This window comes from Streptomyces sp. CA2R106, assembly GCF_037034245.1.
In the GTDB taxonomy this organism is placed as follows: Bacteria; Actinomycetota; Actinomycetes; order Streptomycetales; family Streptomycetaceae; genus Actinacidiphila.
Genome location: NZ_JBAGKC010000013.1, coordinates 117,592 through 136,668, shown reverse-complemented (window position 1 = coordinate 136,668; position 19,077 = coordinate 117,592). Strand labels below are relative to the sequence as shown.

Here is a 19,077-nt window from a genome sequence, read left to right as displayed (position 1 = left end):
GTGTTACATGGCTCGTCCGACCGCGAGACCTTTCCCGGATATGCGATTCTGGTATACAGATGGGGTTGGAGCGGGGCGCCGGACCGGCGCCGGCTCCCCCACCACGGCCCCCGACAGCGAGGCGAAGACACCCATGCGCGTGCTAGTGGTCAACTGCAACACCTCGACGGCCATGACCCGGGGCATCGAGGCCGTGGCGCGCGCGGCGGCCCGGCCCGGCACGGACGTCGTGGCCGTCCAGCCCTCCTGGGGCGTGGAGTCCGCCGAGGGCTACTACGACAGCTTCATCTCCGCGGCGGCCGTACTGGACCTGCTGAGCACCACCGCGGAGCGGTTCGACGCCGTGGTGATGGCCGGATTCGGCGAGCACGGGCGGGAAGGGGCGCGGCAGTTGCTGCGCGTACCGGTCGTGGACATCACCGAGGCCGCCGCCCAGCTCGCCTGCCTGCTGGGCTCGCGCTACGGCGTGGTCACCACGGTGCCGCAGGCCGTCGCGCCGGTCCGCGACAGCCTGCGGACCGCCGGGCTGCTGGAGCGCTGCGCGGGCGTGCGCGCCTGCGACATCGGGGTCCTCGCGCTGGAGGAGGACATCGCGCGCACCGCGGACTCGCTCGCCGTCGAGGGCCGGCGGCTGCTGGCGGAGGGCGCGGACGTGCTGGTGCTGGGCTGCGCGGGGATGGGCGGGCTGGACGCCCGCCTGGAGGCAGTACTCGGGGTGCCGGTCGTGGACGGGGTGGCCGCGGCCGTCGCGCTCGCCGAGGCGCTGGTCGGCCTCGGCAAGCGCACCACGGCCGCCGGGCCCTACACGCCGCCGGCCGCCAAGCACCGCCCCGGCTGGCCGGCTGCCCTCGCCGCGCTCACGGCGCCGGCCCCCACCCGCTGACCTCCGCTCCCCGCCCGCCTCCTGCCCTTGCCCGCCTCCTGCCCTTCGTGCCTGAACTGGAGTTGGAATGCTCAATCCCGAACGCCGGCCGCATGTCCCCGGCAGCCACGCGGTCAGCCCGGTGAACTTCGACCCGCAGGTACTGGCGGAGTTCGACTTCCCCGCGCCGCTGCGGCTGATCGACTCCACGCTGCGCAAGACGCTCTTCACCGCCGGGCACACCACCTCCCGGCTCGGATTCCAGCGCATCGCCGAGGCGCTGACCGAGCTGGGTGTGCGCGAGGAGAGCATCAACGTCAACTGGACCGGGGCGACGTACCCGGCCCCGCAGGACTGGGCGCTGCTGGAGGCCGTCGTCGAGGGCGGCTTCCCGTTCCGGCTCAACGTCTACACCGACACGCTCGTCGGCAACGGCCGCGACCACCAGCCGGTCTCGATGCGGCAGACCGTCGACATGCTCGCCGCGGCGGGCGTGACCACCGCCGCCCCGGGCATCCTCCAGGCGCCGGACGACGACGCGCAGAAGCGCCAACTCGACGAGCTGGAGGCGTACTTCGCCTACGCCGGGCAGGCCGGCCTGGACACCACCATCACCTTCGCGCAGGTCGGGCGGCGCGACTTCGACCGGATGCTGGCCATGGCCGACCACGCGGTGCGGCTCGGCGCGCGCCGGCTTGACCTGATGGACTCCACCAGCAGCCTCGCCCCCGAGGCGATGAAGCGCTTCGTGCGCCGCTTCCGGGCCGGGCTGGCCCGGCAGGTGCCGCTGACGATGCACGTCCACGACGAGTTCGGGCTCGCCACCGCGGGCGCGATCGCCGCGGCCACCGCGGGCGCCCACCCGGACGTCGCCATGAACGGCATGTCCTACCGCTGCGGCTTCGCCCCGCTGGAGGAGGTGGTACTCGCGCTGGAGACCCTCTACGGCGTGGACACCGGCCTGCGGCTGGAGCGCATCCAGCACGTCGCCCGGGTGGTGGCCCGCGAGTCGGGTGTGCCGCTGCCGCCGCTGAAGCCGCTGACCGGCGGCTACGCCTACCTCAAGCACATGCCCGGCGACGTGGCCGCCGCCCTCACGCAGGGGCAGGACGCCTTCCCCCCGGTCAGCCACGGCCTGGTGCCGGCCCGGATGGGGCAGGAGATGACGTGGGTGTGGGGCGGCCTCAGCTCCGAGGGCATGGTGCGGGCGCTCGCCGCGCAGCAGGGCCACGACGACCTGACCGGCGCGGAGACCCGGGCCCTGCGCCGCTGCCTGGACGCCGCGGTCGCGGCCGTGCCCGCCTACCCGCGGTGGCTGTCGCCGCAGCAGGCGGCCGCGCGCTTCGACGCGGTGCTGGCGGGCCTGCGGCAGGTGCCGGAACCGGCGTCGGCGCGCTGGGCGTTGCACGCCGCGAACCCGCACGGGCCCTGGCGGGAGCGGGTGCTGGCGCGGGCCGGGGACTCCGCGACCGTCGCCGAACTCGTCGACGCGGCCTGGCAGGAGGTCGAGGCGGCGTCGACGGCGGACCTGGTGGCGATGCTGGCCCACTGCAAGCCGATGGCGGCAGAGCCGGAGCGGGCCGAACCGCACCAGGACGGTGCGGCGGCCGAGGCGCGGGCGGTGCGCGACGGGATGTCGGCGCGCGAGGAGTCCGGTGTGCTGGACGCCGACGGCGCCGTGCGCCGCCTCGTCGCCGAACTCGCCGCGGGCTACGAGCGCGGCCTCGGCTTCCGCTACGTGCTCTCCAGCGCCGGGCTCGGCGCACAGGACGTACTGATGGACGTACGCATCCGCTCCGGGCGCGAGGAAGAGGTCGAACTGCACCGCGCGCGCCGGGAGTTGCGCACCATCATCGACAATCGTCTGGCCCAGCTGCTGATCCTTGCGGAGGTTACCCCATGACCAGCCGGCCCGCCGGAGACACCGCTGCCGGCCCGCCCGCGGCCCGCCCGTCGTCCGCCGAACCCTCGCTGGCCGCGCAGACCTACACCGCGCTGCGCCGCCGCATCCTGGTCGGCACCTATCCGCAGGGGTCGCGACTGCCGGAGCAGAAGATCGCCGAGGACCTGTCGGTCTCGCGGGTGCCGCTGCGCGAGGCGATCCAGCAGTTGGAGACCGACAGCCTGGTCCGCACGGTGCCGCGGCGCGGCGCCGTGGTGGACACCTGGACCACGCAGGCCGTCCACGACCTGTTCGACGTCCGGCTGGCGCTGGAGGTGTCCGCCGCGGGGCTCGCCGCCCGGCGGATGGCACAGGGCCAGGACGCGACCGACATGGAGGCCGCGCTCGCCCGCTCGCACCGCTACCTGGACGGCGCCGGCGGGCACGACGACCTCAGCGTGGCCGAGGCGAGCGCCGCCTTCCACCAGGCGGTCGTGCTCAGCACCGGCAACGCCCTGATGTCCTCGCTGATGAACGCGGTCGTCAGCCGCATGGTGTGGCTGTTCTACCTGACCTCCGGCCGCGACCAGAACCTCGCCTGCCAGGAGCACCACGAACTGTTCGACGCGATCCGCTCCGGCCACCAGCGCACCGCCGAGTCGGTGGCGTACGCGCACATCGAGCGCGGCCGCATCCCGACCCTGAGCGCTTTCGGGAAGTGACATGACCCAGCACGACCAGCGGCCCGGCCACCGGGCCGGCAGCCTGCTTCTGACCGGCGCCCGCCCGTGGGGCGGCGACGCCGTCGACGTCCTGATCCGCGACGGCGCCGTCGCCGCCGTGACTCCCCCGGGCGCCGCCGCGCCCGCCGGACCGGGCACGCCCGCGCTGGACGCGCCCGAGCTGGACGCGGCGGGCCGGCTGCTGCTGCCCGCCTTCAGCGACACCCACGTCCACCTGGACTCCAACCGGGTCGGGCTGCCCTGGCGCCCGAACGACTCCCCGGGCGGCATCTGGCCCAACGTCCTGCACGACCGCGCCCACTGGCGTACGGCGGAGACCTCGATCGAGGAGCGCGCCCGGCACCTGCTGGGCGTGCTCGTCGCCCACGGCACCACGCGGGTCCGGTCGTTCGCGCAGATCGACGCCGACGCGGGGCTGGAGCGCTTCGCGGCGGTGCGCGCCGCGCGCGAGCACCACGCGGGCCGCGCCGAGGTGCAGATCGTGGCGTTCCCGCAGGCGGGGCTTCTGCGCGAGCCGGGGGTGCCCGAGCTGATGGCGCGGGCACTGGAGGAGGGCGCCGACGTGGTCGGCGGCATCGACCCCTGCGCGCTGGACGGCGACCCGGTGCGGCACCTGGACATCGTCTTCGGACTGGCCGAGCGGTTCGGCGCGCCGGTGGACGTCCATCTGCACGAGCCGGGCGAACTGGGCCTGTTCAGCCTGGCGAAGATCATGGAGCGCACCGCGGCCCTGGGGATGGCCGGGCAGGTCACCGTCTCGCACGCCTTCGCGCTCGCGCACCTGCCGGAGCCGAAGCTGCAAGAGGCCCTGGAACGGATGGCGGAGCTGGACATCGCCGTGACCACCTGCGCGCCGGCCGGTCCGAACACGCTGCCGCTGACGAAGCTCACCGGGGCGGGCCTGCGGGTCGGTCTCGGCGACGACGGCCAGCGCGACTACTGGTCGCCGTACGGAAACGGCGACCTGCTCGACCGGACCTGGCAGCTGGCCTTCACCAACGGCTTCCGCAACGACCCGCAGGTGGAGCACGCGCTCGCCGTCGCCACCGCCGGGGGCGCCCGCATCGTCTCGGGCACGGCGCCGCGGCCGGGCGGCGGCCCGTACCCGGGGGTCGCGGTGGGCGACCCGGCGGACTTCGTGCTGCTGGACGCGCAGGCGCCCGCGGCGGCCGTGATGGACCGGCCGCGCGGCCGGGTGGTGCTGCGCCGCGGCCGGGTGGTGGCCGTGGACCTGATGCTGGTCGACGCGTGATCCGGCTGCGCGCCGACCACGTCCTGGCCTGGGCGGGCGCGGACCACGTGCTGCTGCGTGACGGCGAGGTGGCCGTGGACGGCGGCCGGATCGTGGGTGTCGGGCCGCGGACGGCGGCGGCGCCGGCGCCGGGCGTCGAGGTCGTGGAACTGGGGGCGGCGCTGCTGATGCCGGGGCTGATCGACCTCGACGCGCTCGCCGACATCGACCACGCCCTGCTGGACTCCTTCGGCGACCCCCAGCTCGCGCGGGACCTCAACTGGTCGCAGCGGTACGCCGCGGACGGCCCGCGGGAGGTGTTCAGCCGGGCGGAGAAGGCCTTCGTGCGCCGGTACGCCTTCGTCCAGTTGCTGCTGCACGGCGTCACCACCGCGATGCCGATCGCCGCGGAGACGCACAGCGGCTGGGCCGAGACCTACGACGAGGCCGTGGACATGGCGGACGAGGCCCGCGCGCTCGGGCTGCGCTGCTATCTCGGACCCAGTTACCGGTCCGGGGTCAACGTGGTGCGCGCGGACGGCACCGCGGCGGTGTGGTGGGACGAGGCGGCCGGGCGGGCCGGTTTCGACGGCGCGGTGCGCTTCGCGCGCCTGCTGCGTGAGCGGGGCGACGACCTGCTGCGCCCGGTCCTGCTGCCCTGCCGGATCGAGACGGTGACGGACGAGTTGCTGACCGCCACCGCCGAGGCGGCGCGCACTTTGGACGTCAAGGTCCGGCTGCACTGCCTGCAAGGCGTCGGCGAGCGGGCCCGGCTGGCCGAACAGGGGCGCGGCGACCCGCTGTCGGTGCTGGCGCGGACCGGGCTGCTGGGCGGACGGCTGCTGGTGCCGCACGGCATCCACCTCGACGCGCACTCCTCGGTCGGGGCGGGCACCGACCGGGACCTGGCGCGGCTGGCGGCCCACCAGGTCAGTGTCATCCACTGCCCGTTGACCTCGGCCCGCTACGGCTCGGCCATGGAGACCTTCGCCCGTTACCGGGCGGCGGGGGTGAACATCGCGCTGGGTACCGACTCCTTCCCGCCGGACCTGGTGCGCGGCATGGACTTCGGGGTCAACCTCGCGAAGGTGCAGAGCGGCCGGCTGGACACGGCCACGCCCGCGGACTACGTACGGGCGGCCACCGTGGCCGGGGCGCGGGCGCTGGGGCGCGCGGACCTGGGCCGGATCGCGCCGGGCGCACAGGCCGACCTGGTCGCCTTCGCGCTGGACGACCTGCGGGACGGGGTGCTCGACGACCCGGTCCGCACCCTGCTGTACAACAGCAGCGCCCGCGCCGCCCGCCTGTCGATGGTCGCCGGGCGCGTGGTCGTCCGGGACGGGCGAGTGCCGGGGGTGGACGCGGCCGTCCTGCGGGCGCGGGCGCAGGAGCTGTTCGGGCGGATGAAGGCCGGCTACGGGGTGCGGGACCGGCGGGGGCGTTCACCGGAGCACCTGTTCCCGCCGAGCTTCCCGCTGTCCTGAACTCCGGTGCGCGCGGGGGGCGTCAGCGGCGGTCGTAGCGCAGGTCGGGCCGGCGCAGGACGTCGCCGATCCAGTCGAGGGTGAAGGCCGCCAACTCCCGTGGGGGGCCGGTGTGGCGGCGCGGCTCGATGCCCGGCCACTCCTGCGTGGGCTGGAGGCTGCAGAGGTGCAGTTCGGTGCAGAGCACGCTGTCCGCCTCCAGGCAGGCGCCGACGGCGAAGCCGTGGACCCGCTGCCAGGGCAGGTCCACCACCAGCCGCATCTCGTCGTGCTCGGCGGTGTTGCCGTCGTCGTCCGGTTCGTCGTGCGGGAAGAACAGCACGAACGTGTCGTCGGGCCGGCAGGGCCAGTCGGCGGCCCCGGCCCGTACCAGGCGCAGGAACTCCCGTTGTGACGCCGCGCACGTCGCCGGGGTGGGGTCGTCCTCGTCGAAGGAGAACCAGAGGGGGTCCATACCGGGAGCGTAGGGCGGTGCGGCCCGGTCGTACGACGGGTTTACCCCGCGGGGCGGGCGGGGGCGGGGACTTGACGGCGCCCATCTCTAAGGTAAGGCTTACCTAAGCATTAAATGACAGCGTGTTGCGCCGCCCGGACGCGCGGCGCCGCCCTGCCCGTACGCCCTATCAGCCCCAACCTCCCCAACCGCCCGATCCGTCTGGAGGACCGACATGCCCCTGGAGCACTCGGAGACCATCGCCCAGCTCGCGAACGGTGAACTCAACGACGTCGTCAAGGCGTTCGCCGCGAACCCCGCGTACCGGGCCGCCGAGTGGGAGGAGCTCACCACCGAGCAGAACCCCTACCGCCGGCCAGTGCGCCCGGACGACCTGGCGTGGCTGGACTACGGCCGGAAGATGCCGGCGGCCAAGGCGCTCAAGCTGAGCGCGCTGCTCGGCCACCGGATGCTGCGCAACGTCTACGACAGCGGTCTGCTCTTCCTGCCGCCCGCCGCCGACGAGGCCGCCGGGCGCGACGCGGCCACGTTCTACAGCGACGAGAACCGCGTGCTCGGCGCGCTCGCCGCCCCGATCCTGGAGCAGCACCTGTTCAGCCTGCTGGACGGCGAGCGCAAGTCGCTGCCCGGCTACTCCCCCGACCAGGTCGCCACCGCCGTGCAGGAGTACCACCAGCAGCGGCTGGCCGAGCCGAACCGCGCGTTCACCACCGCGCTGGGCACCAAGGACCGCAAGGCGTCGGCGACGTTCGTGCTGCTCCAGCTGACCGCCTACCTCCCGGCGGCCTACCTCGCCACCGGGCGGGCCGCACTCGGCGAGTTCGACACCGCCCACCCGGGCGCGCGCACCGCGCTGCTGGACGACTACCGCACCTGGGCGGGGCTGCACGAGGAGTACCGGGCCCTGGTGGAGGGCGGCGGCCTGAAGACCACCACGGGCGCCTACTGGCAGCTGTACCTGGGCACGTCGCTGGCCCGGGGCAACCACCTGCACTGGCTCTCCCGCGACCGCGAGCGCTACCCGGAGTTCCTAGGCGCGCTGGTGCAGCACAGCATCGACCGGGCGGTGACCGCGGCCCGCCTGGCCGAGGTCTTCGAGGACGGCCTCGGCGTACGCTCCGGGCTGCTGCCGCACCTGGCCGAACAGACCAGCCACCTGCGGGAGTCCACCGACCGCTGGATCGCGCCGCTGCACCGCCTGTACGGGCCGGCCGGCGTGGAGCGCTTCCACCACGGCTTCGCGGACGCCGCCTGGTTCGCGCAAGCGTGGGACGAGGACCTGGCGCTCCAGCTCGCCTGGGCCGACGACATCCCGCTGCACCAGGAGAAGGCCGAGCGCATCCACCGCCACATCCAGGACAACGGCATCACCGTCGACCTCGACACCTTCGTGGAGAGCCACGAGGAGACCTCGACCACCCATGTGCACAACGAGCACCGGCTGGTGATGGTCGAGCGCGGCGAGATGCACTTCTGGAACAACGTCACGCACAAGATCGACCTGCACGAGGGCGACAAGGTGCTCATCCCGGTGTCGCGGCTGCACGGCTCCACGGTGCTGTCCGGCGAGTGCACCTACCACCAGCCGATCATCCCCGAGGAGATGTACGCCCGGTTCTGACCGCCGGCCGCCTCCGGTCCCCGGCGACCGCGCCGGAAGCCCTCCGACCCGGGATGGAGTCCCCCAGCATGCCCTCCCCTGTGCCCGACGCCCCTTCCTCCCGCCTTCCCTCCGACGGCCCCTCCCCCGGTGCTCCCGCCGGCTCCGGCTCCGCCTCCCCCCGCCCGGCGGCCCCCGGGGTGCGGACCCTCGGCGACGTGCCGGACTGGGGCCCGGCCGCCGCCTCGGACTTGCTGGCCACCCTGGTCGGCACCGAGCAGCCCTTCCCCTGCACCTTCGCGGTCGCCGCCGCCAAGAAGGAGTCCCTGCGCTTCGGCTTCGTCGGCAGCGCGCACGACCCGGCCGCGTGGGCGCCGCTCGCCGGCATCCTGCGCGAGTACCTCGACATCTACCGCGACCTGGGCAAGGACACCTCGCTGGTGGTGTTCTTCGGGCCGCCCGAGGAGCATCCGCTCGGCCTGGCCGAGTACTTCCACCGCTTCTGGGCGGTGCTCCAGCACCTGCACGACGGCGACACCGAGCCGTGGCCGGCCGGCACCCCGCTGGACCCCGAGGACCTGTGGTGGGAGTTCAGCTTCGCCGGCACCGAGATCTTCGTGGTCTGCAACACCCCCGCGCACGTCGACCGGCACAGCCGGCACAGCCCGCACTTCATGATCACCTTCCAGCCGCGCTGGGTCTTCGAGGGCCTGGAGCCGCACACCCCGCGCGGGGCCAGGGCCCGCCAGGTGATCCGCAACCGCATCCGGCGCTTCGACGGCATGGAGCCGGCCCCGCAGCTCGGCAACCACGGCGAGGAGGGCAACCGCGAGTGGCGGCAATACTTCCTGCCCGACAGCCCCGAGGGCAGCACCCCCTCCTGCCCGTTCCTGGCCCGGGCCGGCGCCCGTGAGCCGGCCGCGACCGGCGGCAGCCACCTGGTGCTGGTCAACGACGAGGGCCAGTCCTCGCTGTGGCCGGCGGCCGTCCCGGTACCGCCGCACTGGCACCCGACCGGCGTACGCGGCTCGCGCGAGGCGTGCCTGGCGTATGTGGTGCGGGTGTGGACGGACATGCGCCCGGCCTCCTCGCGCCGGCGCGACCTCGATCCGGTGGGGTAGCGCGGCGCGGGCCCGTACCGGGGGCGGGGACGCGAACTCCCGCCGCCGGTACGGTCGCGAGTGGGGGCGCCGTACGGGCGGTCCACAGCCGTACGGACGGTGCGCCGGTCCTTACCCGGCGCCCGGGGCCAGGGGGGCGAGGCCGTCCAGCAGCACGTCGAGCTTGCGGGCGAACCAGCGCTCCGGCTCGCCCCGGACGATGCCGGCCAGCGCCTCCCGCAGCCGCGGGTCGATCTCCTCCAGCGCGTCCGGCAGTTGTTCGCGCCGCAGTTCGGCCGCCCGCTGCGGGGTCGTGGCCTCCCCGTCGTCCTCGCCGCCCTGCCCGGCCAGGAAGAACATCAGCACCTGCTCGTGGACGACGTCGTGCGCCAGGATCGCGCTCTCGGCGCGGAAGCCGGCGTCCACCAGGCGGCTGACGACGCGCCCGTTCACCTTGCCGTACGCCTCGGAGTTGCCGCGAAGCGAGACGATGTGGCCGGCCAGGCCCGGGTGCCGCTCCAGCAGCCGGTAGGTCGCCCACGCGTGCGCCGCCAGGTCCTGGCGCCAACTCCCGGTCGGCTCGGGCCAGTCCGCGGCCGCGACGACCGCGTCCACGGTGGCCGCGACGAGGTCGTCGCGCGTGGCGAAGTAGCGGTAGAGCGTGGAGTGCTTGGTGCCCAGGCGCTGGGCGACGGTGCTCATGCCGAGCCTGCCGAAGCCGACGGCGACGGCCGCGCGGACGATCGCCTCGCGGTCGACCTGCGGCGGGCGGCCCAGCCGGGGGGTGCGCGGGGCCCGCCCCGCGGCCGGCGGCGCCTGGGTCCGTCCCGGCGGGGCCTCGGTCCGGCGCGGCGGGGCCGGCTCGCTCTTCCCGGTCATGGGCTCATTCTTCCCCAGCGGCCCCGACCTGGGCGAACCCGCCCGCCGGCCACCTTTAGCGACAGCCCGTTGCCAATGACTTTGGTAAGGCATACCTTTCTTTCGTTGCCCCCGCTCGCCCGCGACCGTACGGAGTGCCCCATGCCCCCGATCCAGGAGGAGCTGCGCCTGCGCGCCCGGCAGACCCGGCCGCGGGTCCGGGTCCGCCGCGCGCAGGTGCTGCGCACCGCCGAGCTGACCGCGCGGATGCGCCGGATCACCGTCGGCGGCCCGGACCTGGCCGGCTGCGCGGAGGGCGGACTGCCCGCCGACGCATGGAAGTTCATGCTCCCGCCGGCCGGGCGCCGCACCGTGGACCTGCCGGCGGCCGGCCCCGACGGCGCCCCCGCCTACCCGCCGGGCGCTCACCCGCCGGTGCTGCGCGCCTTCACCGCGCGCCGGATCGACCCGGACCGCAACGAACTGACGGTGGACGTGGTGCTGCACAGCGACACCCCCGCGAGCGTGTGGGCGCGCACCGCCCTGCCGGGCGACGAGGTCGCGCTCGCCGGTCCCCGGCACGACTTCGCCCCCTGCGCGCAGGCCGCCTGGCATCTGCTGGCCGGTGACGAGGCGGCGCTGCCCGCGATCGCGGCCATCCTCGAGGCGCTGCCCGACGGCACCCCTGTGGTGGCGCTCATCGAGGTCGACGGCCCGGCCGACCGGCTCGAACTGGCCGCGCCCGCCGGCGCGGACGTGCGCTGGCTCTACCGCGACGGCCTGCCGGCCGGGCCCGGCGGGCCCCTGGAGAAGGCGGTGCGCGACATCGGCCGGCCCTTCGCCGGGGCCCAGGCGTGGGTCGGCGCCGAGGCGGGCGCCGCCCGCGCGATCCGCCGCTGCCTGCTCGACGAACGCGGCCTGCCGCGGCCCCAGTTGCAGGCATCGGCGTACTGGAAGCGGGAGTTGACCAGTGACGAGCGGGACGTCGAGGTCCTTGCCGCGTACCAGGCCGCGGTGGCCGCCGGCGGCGACCCCTTCGACCCGTCCCTCACCACCGAAGCCGACCTGGCATAGCCCGCACCCTCGGCCCACCATGAGCCGCGCAGGCGTGCGCACCCCCACGTGCCCATGCTCCGGGACTTCCCCGCGGCCGCAGGCGGCGACCCGCAGGGCATCCGGGCATGCCGAACGCGGCCGGTCGCCGCCGCCGATCCGCGACTTGCCACCCGCCGCAGGCGGCCAGCCGCACCGCGGTCAGGCGCACGCGCAACAGCCGATCGGCGACCACGCCCGTCAGTCGCCAGCCCGCTTCCCCCTCCACTGCGGCCTCAAAGCAGCGGACAACGCGGCACCCGGGCCGCCTGAGCCAGCCAACCGCGTTCAGCAGCCCGGGACCTACGCCCGCGGTACCGGCCACAAGGGACAGGCCGCGCCACCTTGAATCCCCCCGAGGCGACTCCGGTGGGCCCCGCGGATCGGCGCGCGCCGAGCAGATGCCGTCCCACGGCCGCCGACGGCGAACTGCCGGGCAGCCGGGCGCGCGTCTACGCGTACCCGCAGGAGCCCACCAGGCCACACCCCGCCCTCCCGCGAGTCACCGCCGCGGGCGGCACATCGCACGGCATCCGGCCACTGCGGACACGGCCGTCAGCCGTAACCGCCACGGGACTGACCCTCGGCCCCACCGTCGGCCCCGCCTCCCTCAGCACCGCGCACCTGGGGTTGCCGGACGTGCGGTCGGCCTGGCCGGGCAGGGCCGGGTCCTCCCCAGTCGCTGGGGCGAGAGTTTTACGGGCGGGCGGGGAGGGATTTGCGGTCGAGTTTGCCGATCGCGGTGAGGGGGAGGGCGGGGAGGGCGGTGAGGCGGTCGGGGGTTTTGAAGGCGGCCACGCCGCGGTCGCGGAGGAAGGCGGCCAGTTGCGCGGGGGTGGGGCAGGCGGCGCCGTCCGCCAGGACGACGAACGCGGTGATGCGCTCGCCGAGCACGGGGTCGCGCTCGCCGACGACAGCGGCCTGCCGTACGGCCGGATGGGCGGCGAGGTGCTCCTCGACCTCCTCGGCGGAGACCTTCTCCCCGGCGCGGTTGATGACGTCCTTCACGCGCCCCTCGACCGCGAGGTTGCCGCCGGGCAGGCTGCGCACGAGGTCGCCGGTGCGGTACCACCCGCCGGTGAACGTACGGGAGTTGTGCTCGGGCAGCCGGTAGTAGCCGCGCAGCGTGTAGGGGCCGCGGGTGAGCAGTTCACCGACGGCGCCCTGCGGGACGGGGTGCCCGTCGGAGTCGACGACCCGCACCTCGTCGCCGGGGCTGAGCGGGCGGCCCTGGCAGGACAGCACCAGTTCCTCGGGGTCGTCGGGCCGAGTCAGGCACAGCAGTCCCTCGGCCATGCCGAAGACCTGCTGGAGGGTGCAGCCGAGCACGGGCCGGACCCGCGCGGCCGTGGCGGCGTCGGGCCGGGCGCCGCCGACCTGGAGCAGCCGCAGGCTGGAGAGGTCCTCGGGCAGCCACTCCTGCGCGTCGAGCCACATCGCCAGCAGCGACGGCACGAGCGCGGTGGCGGTGACGCGCTCCTCGGCGACCAGCCGCAGCGACTCCTGCGGGCTCGGGTCGTCGGGGAGGACCACGGTGCCGCCGACCGCGAGGGTGCCGAGGACCCCGGGGCAGGCGAGCGCGAAGTTGTGGGCGGCCGGGAGGGCGGCGAGGTAGACGGTGCCGCGGTCGAAGCCGCAGACCTCGGCGGCGGCGCGGGCGTTGTACGCGTAGTCGTCGTGGGTGCGCGGGATGAGTTTGGGCAGGCCGGTGGTGCCGCCGGACAGCAGGAAGAGGGCCGCGTCGCCGGAGGGGCCGGGCGGGGGCAGCGGGGTGTGCCGCAGGGCGCGGCCGGCGCGTTCCACGGCGTCGAGCGCGGTGAACTCCTGTGCGTCGCCGGCCACGAGGACGTGCCGCAGGGCGACGCCGGGCAGCGCGGCCACCCGGCGGGCGGTGTCGCGGTGGTCGTGGCCGAGGTAGCGGTCGGCGGTGAGGTAGGCGCGCGCGCCGGCGAAGCCGCACAGGTGGGCGATCTCGCGTTCGCGGTGGGCGGGCAGGGCGTAGACCGGCAGGGCACCGATCCGTAGCAGGGCGAAGGTGGCGAGGACGAACTCGGGCCGGTTGGGCAGGTGGACCACGACGCGGTCGCCGCGGGCCAGCCCGAGTGCGAGCAGCCCGCGGGCGAGGTCGTCGGCGCGGGTGTCGAGTTCCCGGTAGCCGATACGGGCGCCGCGGGCCACCAGCGCGGTGCGGTCGCCGTGTTCGGCGGCGGCGCGGCGCAGCAGCTCGCCGAGCGGTTCCCCCTTCCAGTAGCCGTCGCGGCGGTGGCGGTCGGCTTCCTCGGCGGGCCAGGGTACGCATCCGGGCAGCATGCGGGTCCTCTCGGCGGGTTCGCGTGCGGGCAGGGCGGCGGGACAGGACAGCGGGACGGCGGAAAGGCGGGACGGCGGCCGGGGACGGCGCCGGGAAGGGCGTCGGGAAGGGCGTCGGCGGGCGCGGGTCAGGGGCCCGGCACCAGGTGGGGCGCGACGCTGGCGAGCTTCTCGCAGGTCTCGCGGTACTCCCGGGCGGGCCGGGAGACCCCGACGATGCCCGCGCCGGCCCGCAGCCAGGTGCGGCCCTGGTGGGTGTAGACGGTGCGCAGCGCGAGCGCCGCGTCGAGGTCGCCGTCGGCGGTGGCGCGCAGCACGGCGCCGGAGTACAGCCCGCGGGCCGGTTCGTGGGCGGCGATCACCTCGTACGCCGCGGGTTTGGGGATGCCGGAGGCGGTGACGGCGGGGAAGAGCGCGGCCAGGGCGTCCCAGCTGGTGCGGTCCGCGCGCAGCCGGCCGCGGACCCGGGAGCCGAGGTGGCGGACGCTGCCGCGCTCCTTGACCGCCATGAACTCCTCGACGGCCACGCTGCCGGGTGCGCACAGGGCGCGCATCTCGGTGTCGGCGAGCTGGACGGACACGGCGTGCTCGTAGATCTCCTTGACGTCGGTGCGCAGTTCGGCGGCGGCGCGGGCGTCGCGCTCGGGGTCGCCGGTGTGGCGGGCGCGGGTGCCGGCCAGCGGCTGGGAGGTGACGAGGCCGTCGGCGCCGACCTCGGCGACGGTCTCGGGGCTGAAGCCGGCGGCGCGCAGGTCCGGCAGGTCGAGCAGAAAGGAGCGGGCGGGGGTGTTGGCGCGGCGCCCGGCCGCGTAGGTGGCGGGGAAGTCCAGCGCGAAGGGCACTTCGACGCGGCGGGAGAGGATGACCTTCTCCAGGTCGCCACGGTTGATGCGGGCGACGGCGTCGGCGACGGCCTGTTCGTAGGCGGCCGGGCCCTCGGCCTCCACGTCGAGGGGGCGGGCGGGGCGGGCGGTTTCGGTGCCGGGGGTGCGGGCGGCGGCCAGGACGCGCTGGAGCAGGTCGGGTGCGGCGCAGCGTACGTCGAGCCCGCCGGTGCCGATCTCGGCCTCGACGGCGGGTACGAAGGCGTGGGCGAGCGGCTGTTCGGGGTCGGCCGGGGTGCGGCCGATCGCGGCGGCGGCGCTCTCGAAGGCGACCCAGCCGTAGGCGCGCCAGTCGGCGACGGGTGCGCTGGCCAGGGCGGCGCCGAGTTCCTGTGCGGCGTGGCCGCAGGTGCGCGGGGCCGCGCGGCGCTCGCCGTTCCACTCGGTCTCGACGCGGTCCTGGCGGACCGTCACCTCGCCGAGGGCGCCGGCGGCGAACCACCAGCGGCCGTCCTGCTCGTAGACGGCGCAGCGGTCGGCGAGGCGGGACCGGGCGAGCCGGACGGCGGTGGCGAGGGGGTCGGGGACTCCGGGGGCCCGGGTGTGCAGGTAGCGCGGGGCCGGGGCGTGGGCGTGGGCGGGGGCGTGAGGGGCCACGGGGGGACCGTCCTGTGTCGTCTGGCGGCGGGGGCGCGGTGCGGGGCGCCACGGTGCGGGGTGCGGACCGGGCGGCGGAACGGGCACGGCGGGTCGGGCGGATCGGCGGGAAGCCGTGTGCATACTGACACATTGTCGCGAATTACTAAGGCAAGCCTTGCCTAACCGCACTGAGCCTAACTAGCATCCGCCGGTGTGTCCACGTGTGATCCGCGGCGGACACCGCCGTACGAGGCCCCGGCCGCGCCGCCGCGGTGCCGTCCACCGAGCGAGGGAGACCTGTGACGCCGCCCGATCCGAGCAGCCCGCCCACCGCACCCGACCCCGCCGCACCAGCCCCCTCCGCGCCCGGCCCGGGCCCCCGCTCGAGCCCCGATCCGGACTCCGACCCGCGGCTCGACCTGGAGCGGCTGCGCGCCACCGTCGCCGACGTCCTCGGCGTGGCGCCCGAGCAGGTCGGCGACGACGACAACCTCCTGGAACTCGGCATCGAGTCGGTCCGCGTGATGGCGATCTCCGCCCGGCTGCGCAGGTACCGGCTGCGGATCGGCTACGCGCGGATGATCGAGGAGCCGACCCTGCGGGCGTGGTGGCGGCTGATCGCCGAGGCCGCGGGCGACAGGGCCGCCGGATGAGGGCGCCGGACGCCACCCGCTCGCCGTGGCTGCGCGCTTTCCGCCCGCTCGGCCCGGACGCGCCGGCCCTGGTGCTCTTCCCGCACGCCGGGGGCAGCGCGGGCTTCTACCGCTCGCTCGCCGTCCGGTTCGGGCCGGAGGTGGACGTACGCGCCGTGCAGTACCCGGGGCGCGAGGCCCGCGCCGGGGAGGCGCTCGTCGACGCCATGGACGTGCTCGCCGACCGCGTGACCGAGGCGCTGCTCCCGCTGACCGGGCGGCGGCTGGCGATCCTCGGCCACAGCATGGGGGCGCTGGTCGCCTACGAGGTGACGCGCCGCCTGGAAGCGCAAGGCGCCCTCGTGGAAAGGCTGTTCGCCTCCGCGCGGCACCCTCCGCACCTCCACGACCCGGCCTGCCACGACCCCGGTTACCACGCCCCGCCCGACCGCGAGCGGCTGCGGCACCTGCTCGACGACGGCGCCTTCGCCGAGATGCTGCGCGACACCGGCGGCACCCCCGCCGCGCTGCTGGACCAACCGGAGATGCGCGACTACCTGCTGCCCATCGTCCGCAACGACTACCGGCTGGTGGAGACCTACCGGCCCGCCCCCGGGCCGGCGCTGCGCACCGGCGTGGTGTCGATCGCCGCCGAGGGCGACGGCACCGTGACCGCCGCGCAGGTCGAGGGGTGGCGGCGCACCACCCAGGGGCCGTTCGAGCATCTGACCTTTCCCGGCGGCCACTTCTACCTGCTGGAGCGCCCGGACACCCTCGCCGCCGCGGTGCTCACCAGGCTCGGCTGGGGCGCCTCCGCGCACTGACCGCGTACGACCGCGCACCGATTACCGACCACCGCCCGCGGCGCCGCGGCCGTACGGACTCGTACCCGGACCCCCGCGCGCGCCCCCGCCCCCGCACGCCTCCAACGACACCAAACCCACAAGGGAGTTGACCATCGTGGCTGCCGGCACACCGCTGCCCGCCGGTTCCGTGGACCCCGTCGCCGTCGTCGGCATGGCCGTCCGCCTGCCGGGCGCCGACACACCCGAGGACTTCTGGCGCAACCTGCGCGCCGGCACCGAGTCGCTCACCTCGTCCACCGACGAGGACCTGGCCGAGGCCGGGCTGCCGCCCTCGGCCGCCGCCGACCCCGCGCGGGTCAGGACCCGCCCGGTGCTCGAGGGCGCCGAGTTCTTCGACGCGGCCTTCTTCGGCTACAGCCCCGGCGACGCCGACGTCATGGACCCGCAGCACCGGCTGTTCCTGGAGTGCGCGTGGGAGGCGCTGGAGTCGGCCGGCTACGACCCGCGCGGCCTGGCCGAGCGCGCGGTGAGCGTCTTCGGCGGCACGGGCCCGGACAGCTACTTCCTCCACCACCTGCACCCGCACCGGCGCGCGGCCGGGCCGGGCGCCGGGCCGGTGCAGCACCTGCTGGGCAACAGCGCGGACTTCCTCGCGCCGCGGGTGTCCTACGTCCTGGACCTGACCGGGCCGAGCGTGACCGTGCAGGCCGGCTGCTCCACCTCGCTGGTCGCCGTCCACCTCGCGGTGCAGAGCCTGCTCACGGGCGAGTCGGACCTCGCGCTGGCCGGCGGCGCGACCGTCTACTTCCCGCAGCGGGCCGGATACGTCCACCGCGAGGGCGGCGTCAACTCGCCGGACGGGCACTGCCGGGCCTTCGACGCGGCCGCGGCCGGCACCACGCCCGGCGACGGGGTCGCCGTCCTCGCGCTGCGCCGGCTGTCCGACGCGCGGGCCGCCGGGGACCCGGTGCTCGGGCTGATCCGCGGCACCGCGGTCAACAACGACGGCGGGGGCAAGGCCGGCTTCACCGCGCCCGCGGTGGACCCGCAGACCGACGTGGCCGCCGAAGCGCTGGCGCTGGCCGGGCTCGAACCGGCCGACATCGACTACCTGGAGGCCCACGGCACCGGCACCCCGATGGGCGACGCGCTGGAGGTCACCGCGCTCGCGGAGGCGTACGCCTCGGCCGGGCCCGGCAGGTTGCGCCTGGGCACCCACAAGCCGAACGTCGGCGACACCTGGGCGGCGGCGGGCGCGGTGGGGCTGGTCAAGGTGCTGCTGTCGCTGGCCCACGAGGAACTGCCGCCGCTGGCCAACTGGCAGCGGCCGCACCCGGAGATCGACTTCGCGCGCACGCCGTTCCGGCTCGCGGCGGAGGCGAGCGCCTGGCCGCGCGGGGAGCGGCCGCGGCGCGCGGCGGTGCACACGTTCGGGATCGGCGGGACCAACGCCCACGTGGTGCTCCAGGAGGCGCCGCCCGCGCCCGCCCGGCCCGAGCCGCCCGCGCCCCGAGCGGGCCGGGTGCACGTCCTGCCGCTGTCGGCGCGCAGCGACGGGGCGGTCCGGGCGCAGGCCGCCCGGCTGGCCGCGCACCTGGAGCGGCACCCCGAACTGCCGCTCGACGCGGTGGCGTTCACGCTGCTGACCGGGCGGGCCCGGTTCGCCCGCCGCGCCGCGGTCCTCGCCGGTGACCGCGACGGCGCGCTGGCCGCGCTGCGGGTGCTGGCCGCGGGCGGCACGCCGTCGTACGGCCCCGGGTGGGCGGTGCTGCGCCCCGGCGGCGGAGCGGCGGAGGCGGCTGCCGAGGAGTCGTACGGGGACACGGCCGCGCTGCGGCAGGCGGCCGCCTGGGTGGCGGGCGGCGAGGGCGAGCCCGCGGTTGCCCCCGACGGGGTACGGCAGCGGGTCGTGCTGCCCACCTACCCCTTCGAGCGGGCCCGGCACTGGGTCGCGCCCCCGCCGTACGCGGGGGAGCCGGGGGCGGCGGGGGCGGCGGCCGGGCAGCCGCATCCGCGGCCCGCGCTGGAGAACGCGTACGCGGCGCCGTCCGACCGGCTGGAGGAACTCGTCGCGGGCGCGTGGGGCGATGCCCTGGGCATCTCCGGCATCGGCCGCGACGACAACTTCTTCGACCTCGGCGGCCACTCCCTGCTCGCGGCCCACGTCACCGCCACCCTGCGCGGTGTGCTGCCGGTCCCGACCGACGCAACCGACCTGCTGGCCGCCCCGCCCACCCCGGCCGGCCACGCCGACCGCCTCCGCGACCGCCTGCACACCGCGCTCGGCGCCCTGACCGACGACGAAGCCGCCGCCCTCGCGGCGAAGTTGGCGTGAGGCGTCCCCGGCACCGCTCCCCCGCGGTCGTCGGCCCGGCGGGCCCTACCGGCCAGGCACCGCGGGGAACGACGCCGGTCGGGTGCCTGCTCGGACGCGTACGACGGCGCCCGCGGCACGGAAGCCCGGCGGGCCGGACAGCGTCGGCCCCGGGGCCCGCGGACGCGCGACCGACACGCCCGGGGCCGCGGCGCACCGCCGTACGCCTCCCCCGCGGCCCGGGGC

At 75.9% G+C, this 19,077-nt stretch carries 15 protein-coding genes; 11 read left to right on the top strand and 4 right to left on the bottom strand.

All coding sequences use genetic code 11. The annotated features are described in order from the left end of the window. The first annotated feature begins 133 nt into the window (after positions 1 to 133). The 5 genes from WA788_RS20200 to WA788_RS20180 all read left to right on the top strand — a co-directional run bounded on the left by WA788_RS20200 (position 134) and on the right by WA788_RS20180 (position 6,202). Positions 134 to 883 carry an aspartate/glutamate racemase family protein gene (locus WA788_RS20200; protein ID WP_335979276.1) on the top strand — a complete coding sequence of 250 codons (750 nt, stop codon included), beginning with the start codon at positions 134 to 136 and terminating at the stop codon, positions 881 to 883. A gap of 67 nt (positions 884 to 950) precedes the next feature. Continuing rightward, positions 951 to 2,765, top strand: coding sequence for a 2-oxo-4-hydroxy-4-carboxy-5-ureidoimidazoline decarboxylase (locus WA788_RS20195; RefSeq protein WP_335979275.1), 1,815 nt, complete (start codon positions 951 to 953; stop codon positions 2,763 to 2,765). Further along, positions 2,762 to 3,466: a GntR family transcriptional regulator gene (locus WA788_RS20190; RefSeq protein WP_335979271.1), complete on the top strand. Its 705-nt coding sequence runs from the start codon at positions 2,762 to 2,764 to the stop codon at positions 3,464 to 3,466. Before WA788_RS20195 ends, WA788_RS20190 begins: the two co-directional genes overlap by 4 nt. 1 nt (position 3,467) lies before the next feature. After that, positions 3,468 to 4,739: an amidohydrolase gene (locus WA788_RS20185; protein WP_335979269.1), complete on the top strand. Its 1,272-nt coding sequence runs from the start codon at positions 3,468 to 3,470 to the stop codon at positions 4,737 to 4,739. Next, complete coding sequence (locus WA788_RS20180) at positions 4,736 to 6,202, top strand: chlorohydrolase family protein (RefSeq protein WP_335979268.1); 1,467 nt, start codon at positions 4,736 to 4,738, stop codon at positions 6,200 to 6,202. Before WA788_RS20185 ends, WA788_RS20180 begins: the two co-directional genes overlap by 4 nt. A gap of 22 nt (positions 6,203 to 6,224) precedes the next feature. Here WA788_RS20180 and WA788_RS20175 read toward each other — a convergent pair whose 3' ends face one another. Next, positions 6,225 to 6,656, bottom strand: coding sequence for a hypothetical protein (locus WA788_RS20175; RefSeq protein WP_335979266.1), 432 nt, complete (start codon positions 6,654 to 6,656; stop codon positions 6,225 to 6,227). A 214-nt stretch (positions 6,657 to 6,870) separates the two neighbouring features. On the opposite strand from WA788_RS20175, the gene WA788_RS20170 reads away from it, so the two are divergent. Continuing rightward, positions 6,871 to 8,277, top strand: a complete 1,407-nt coding sequence (locus WA788_RS20170; protein WP_335979264.1) for a hypothetical protein — start codon at positions 6,871 to 6,873, stop codon at positions 8,275 to 8,277. 68 nt (positions 8,278 to 8,345) lie between these two features. Further along, positions 8,346 to 9,377, top strand: coding sequence for a YqcI/YcgG family protein (locus WA788_RS20165; RefSeq protein WP_335979262.1), 1,032 nt, complete (start codon positions 8,346 to 8,348; stop codon positions 9,375 to 9,377). 111 nt (positions 9,378 to 9,488) lie between these two features. On the opposite strand, the gene WA788_RS20160 is transcribed toward WA788_RS20165, so the two are convergent. Beyond that, the gene (locus WA788_RS20160) at positions 9,489 to 10,235 is read right to left on the bottom strand and encodes a TetR/AcrR family transcriptional regulator (protein WP_335979260.1); all 747 of its coding nucleotides are present in this window, start codon (positions 10,233 to 10,235) and stop codon (positions 9,489 to 9,491) included. 141 nt (positions 10,236 to 10,376) lie between these two features. On the opposite strand from WA788_RS20160, the gene WA788_RS20155 reads away from it, so the two are divergent. Further along, complete coding sequence (locus WA788_RS20155; protein ID WP_335979259.1) at positions 10,377 to 11,288, top strand: siderophore-interacting protein; 912 nt, start codon at positions 10,377 to 10,379, stop codon at positions 11,286 to 11,288. 714 nt (positions 11,289 to 12,002) lie between these two features. On the opposite strand, the gene WA788_RS20150 is transcribed toward WA788_RS20155, so the two are convergent. Together WA788_RS20150 and WA788_RS20145 are read right to left on the bottom strand one after the other, a co-directional pair. After that, positions 12,003 to 13,616 carry a (2,3-dihydroxybenzoyl)adenylate synthase gene (locus WA788_RS20150; RefSeq protein WP_335979258.1) on the bottom strand — a complete coding sequence of 538 codons (1,614 nt, stop codon included), beginning with the start codon at positions 13,614 to 13,616 and terminating at the stop codon, positions 12,003 to 12,005. A 128-nt stretch (positions 13,617 to 13,744) separates the two neighbouring features. Beyond that, a complete protein-coding gene (locus WA788_RS20145; protein ID WP_335979256.1) occupies positions 13,745 to 15,097 on the bottom strand; it encodes a salicylate synthase in 1,353 nt (450 codons plus the stop codon). A gap of 281 nt (positions 15,098 to 15,378) precedes the next feature. On the opposite strand from WA788_RS20145, the gene WA788_RS20140 reads away from it, so the two are divergent. The 3 genes from WA788_RS20140 to WA788_RS20130 all read left to right on the top strand — a co-directional run bounded on the left by WA788_RS20140 (position 15,379) and on the right by WA788_RS20130 (position 18,852). Next, on the top strand, positions 15,379 to 15,732 hold the full coding sequence (locus WA788_RS20140) for a phosphopantetheine-binding protein (protein ID WP_335979254.1): 354 nt from the start codon (positions 15,379 to 15,381) through the stop codon (positions 15,730 to 15,732). Then, positions 15,729 to 16,535, top strand: coding sequence for a thioesterase II family protein (locus tag WA788_RS20135; protein ID WP_335979253.1), 807 nt, complete (start codon positions 15,729 to 15,731; stop codon positions 16,533 to 16,535). The genes WA788_RS20140 and WA788_RS20135 overlap by 4 nt, the downstream gene beginning before the upstream one ends. Positions 16,536 to 16,671: 136 nt before the next feature. After that, positions 16,672 to 18,852: a beta-ketoacyl synthase N-terminal-like domain-containing protein gene (locus WA788_RS20130; RefSeq protein WP_335979252.1), complete on the top strand. Its 2,181-nt coding sequence runs from the start codon at positions 16,672 to 16,674 to the stop codon at positions 18,850 to 18,852. The last annotated feature ends 225 nt before the right edge of the window (positions 18,853 to 19,077 follow it).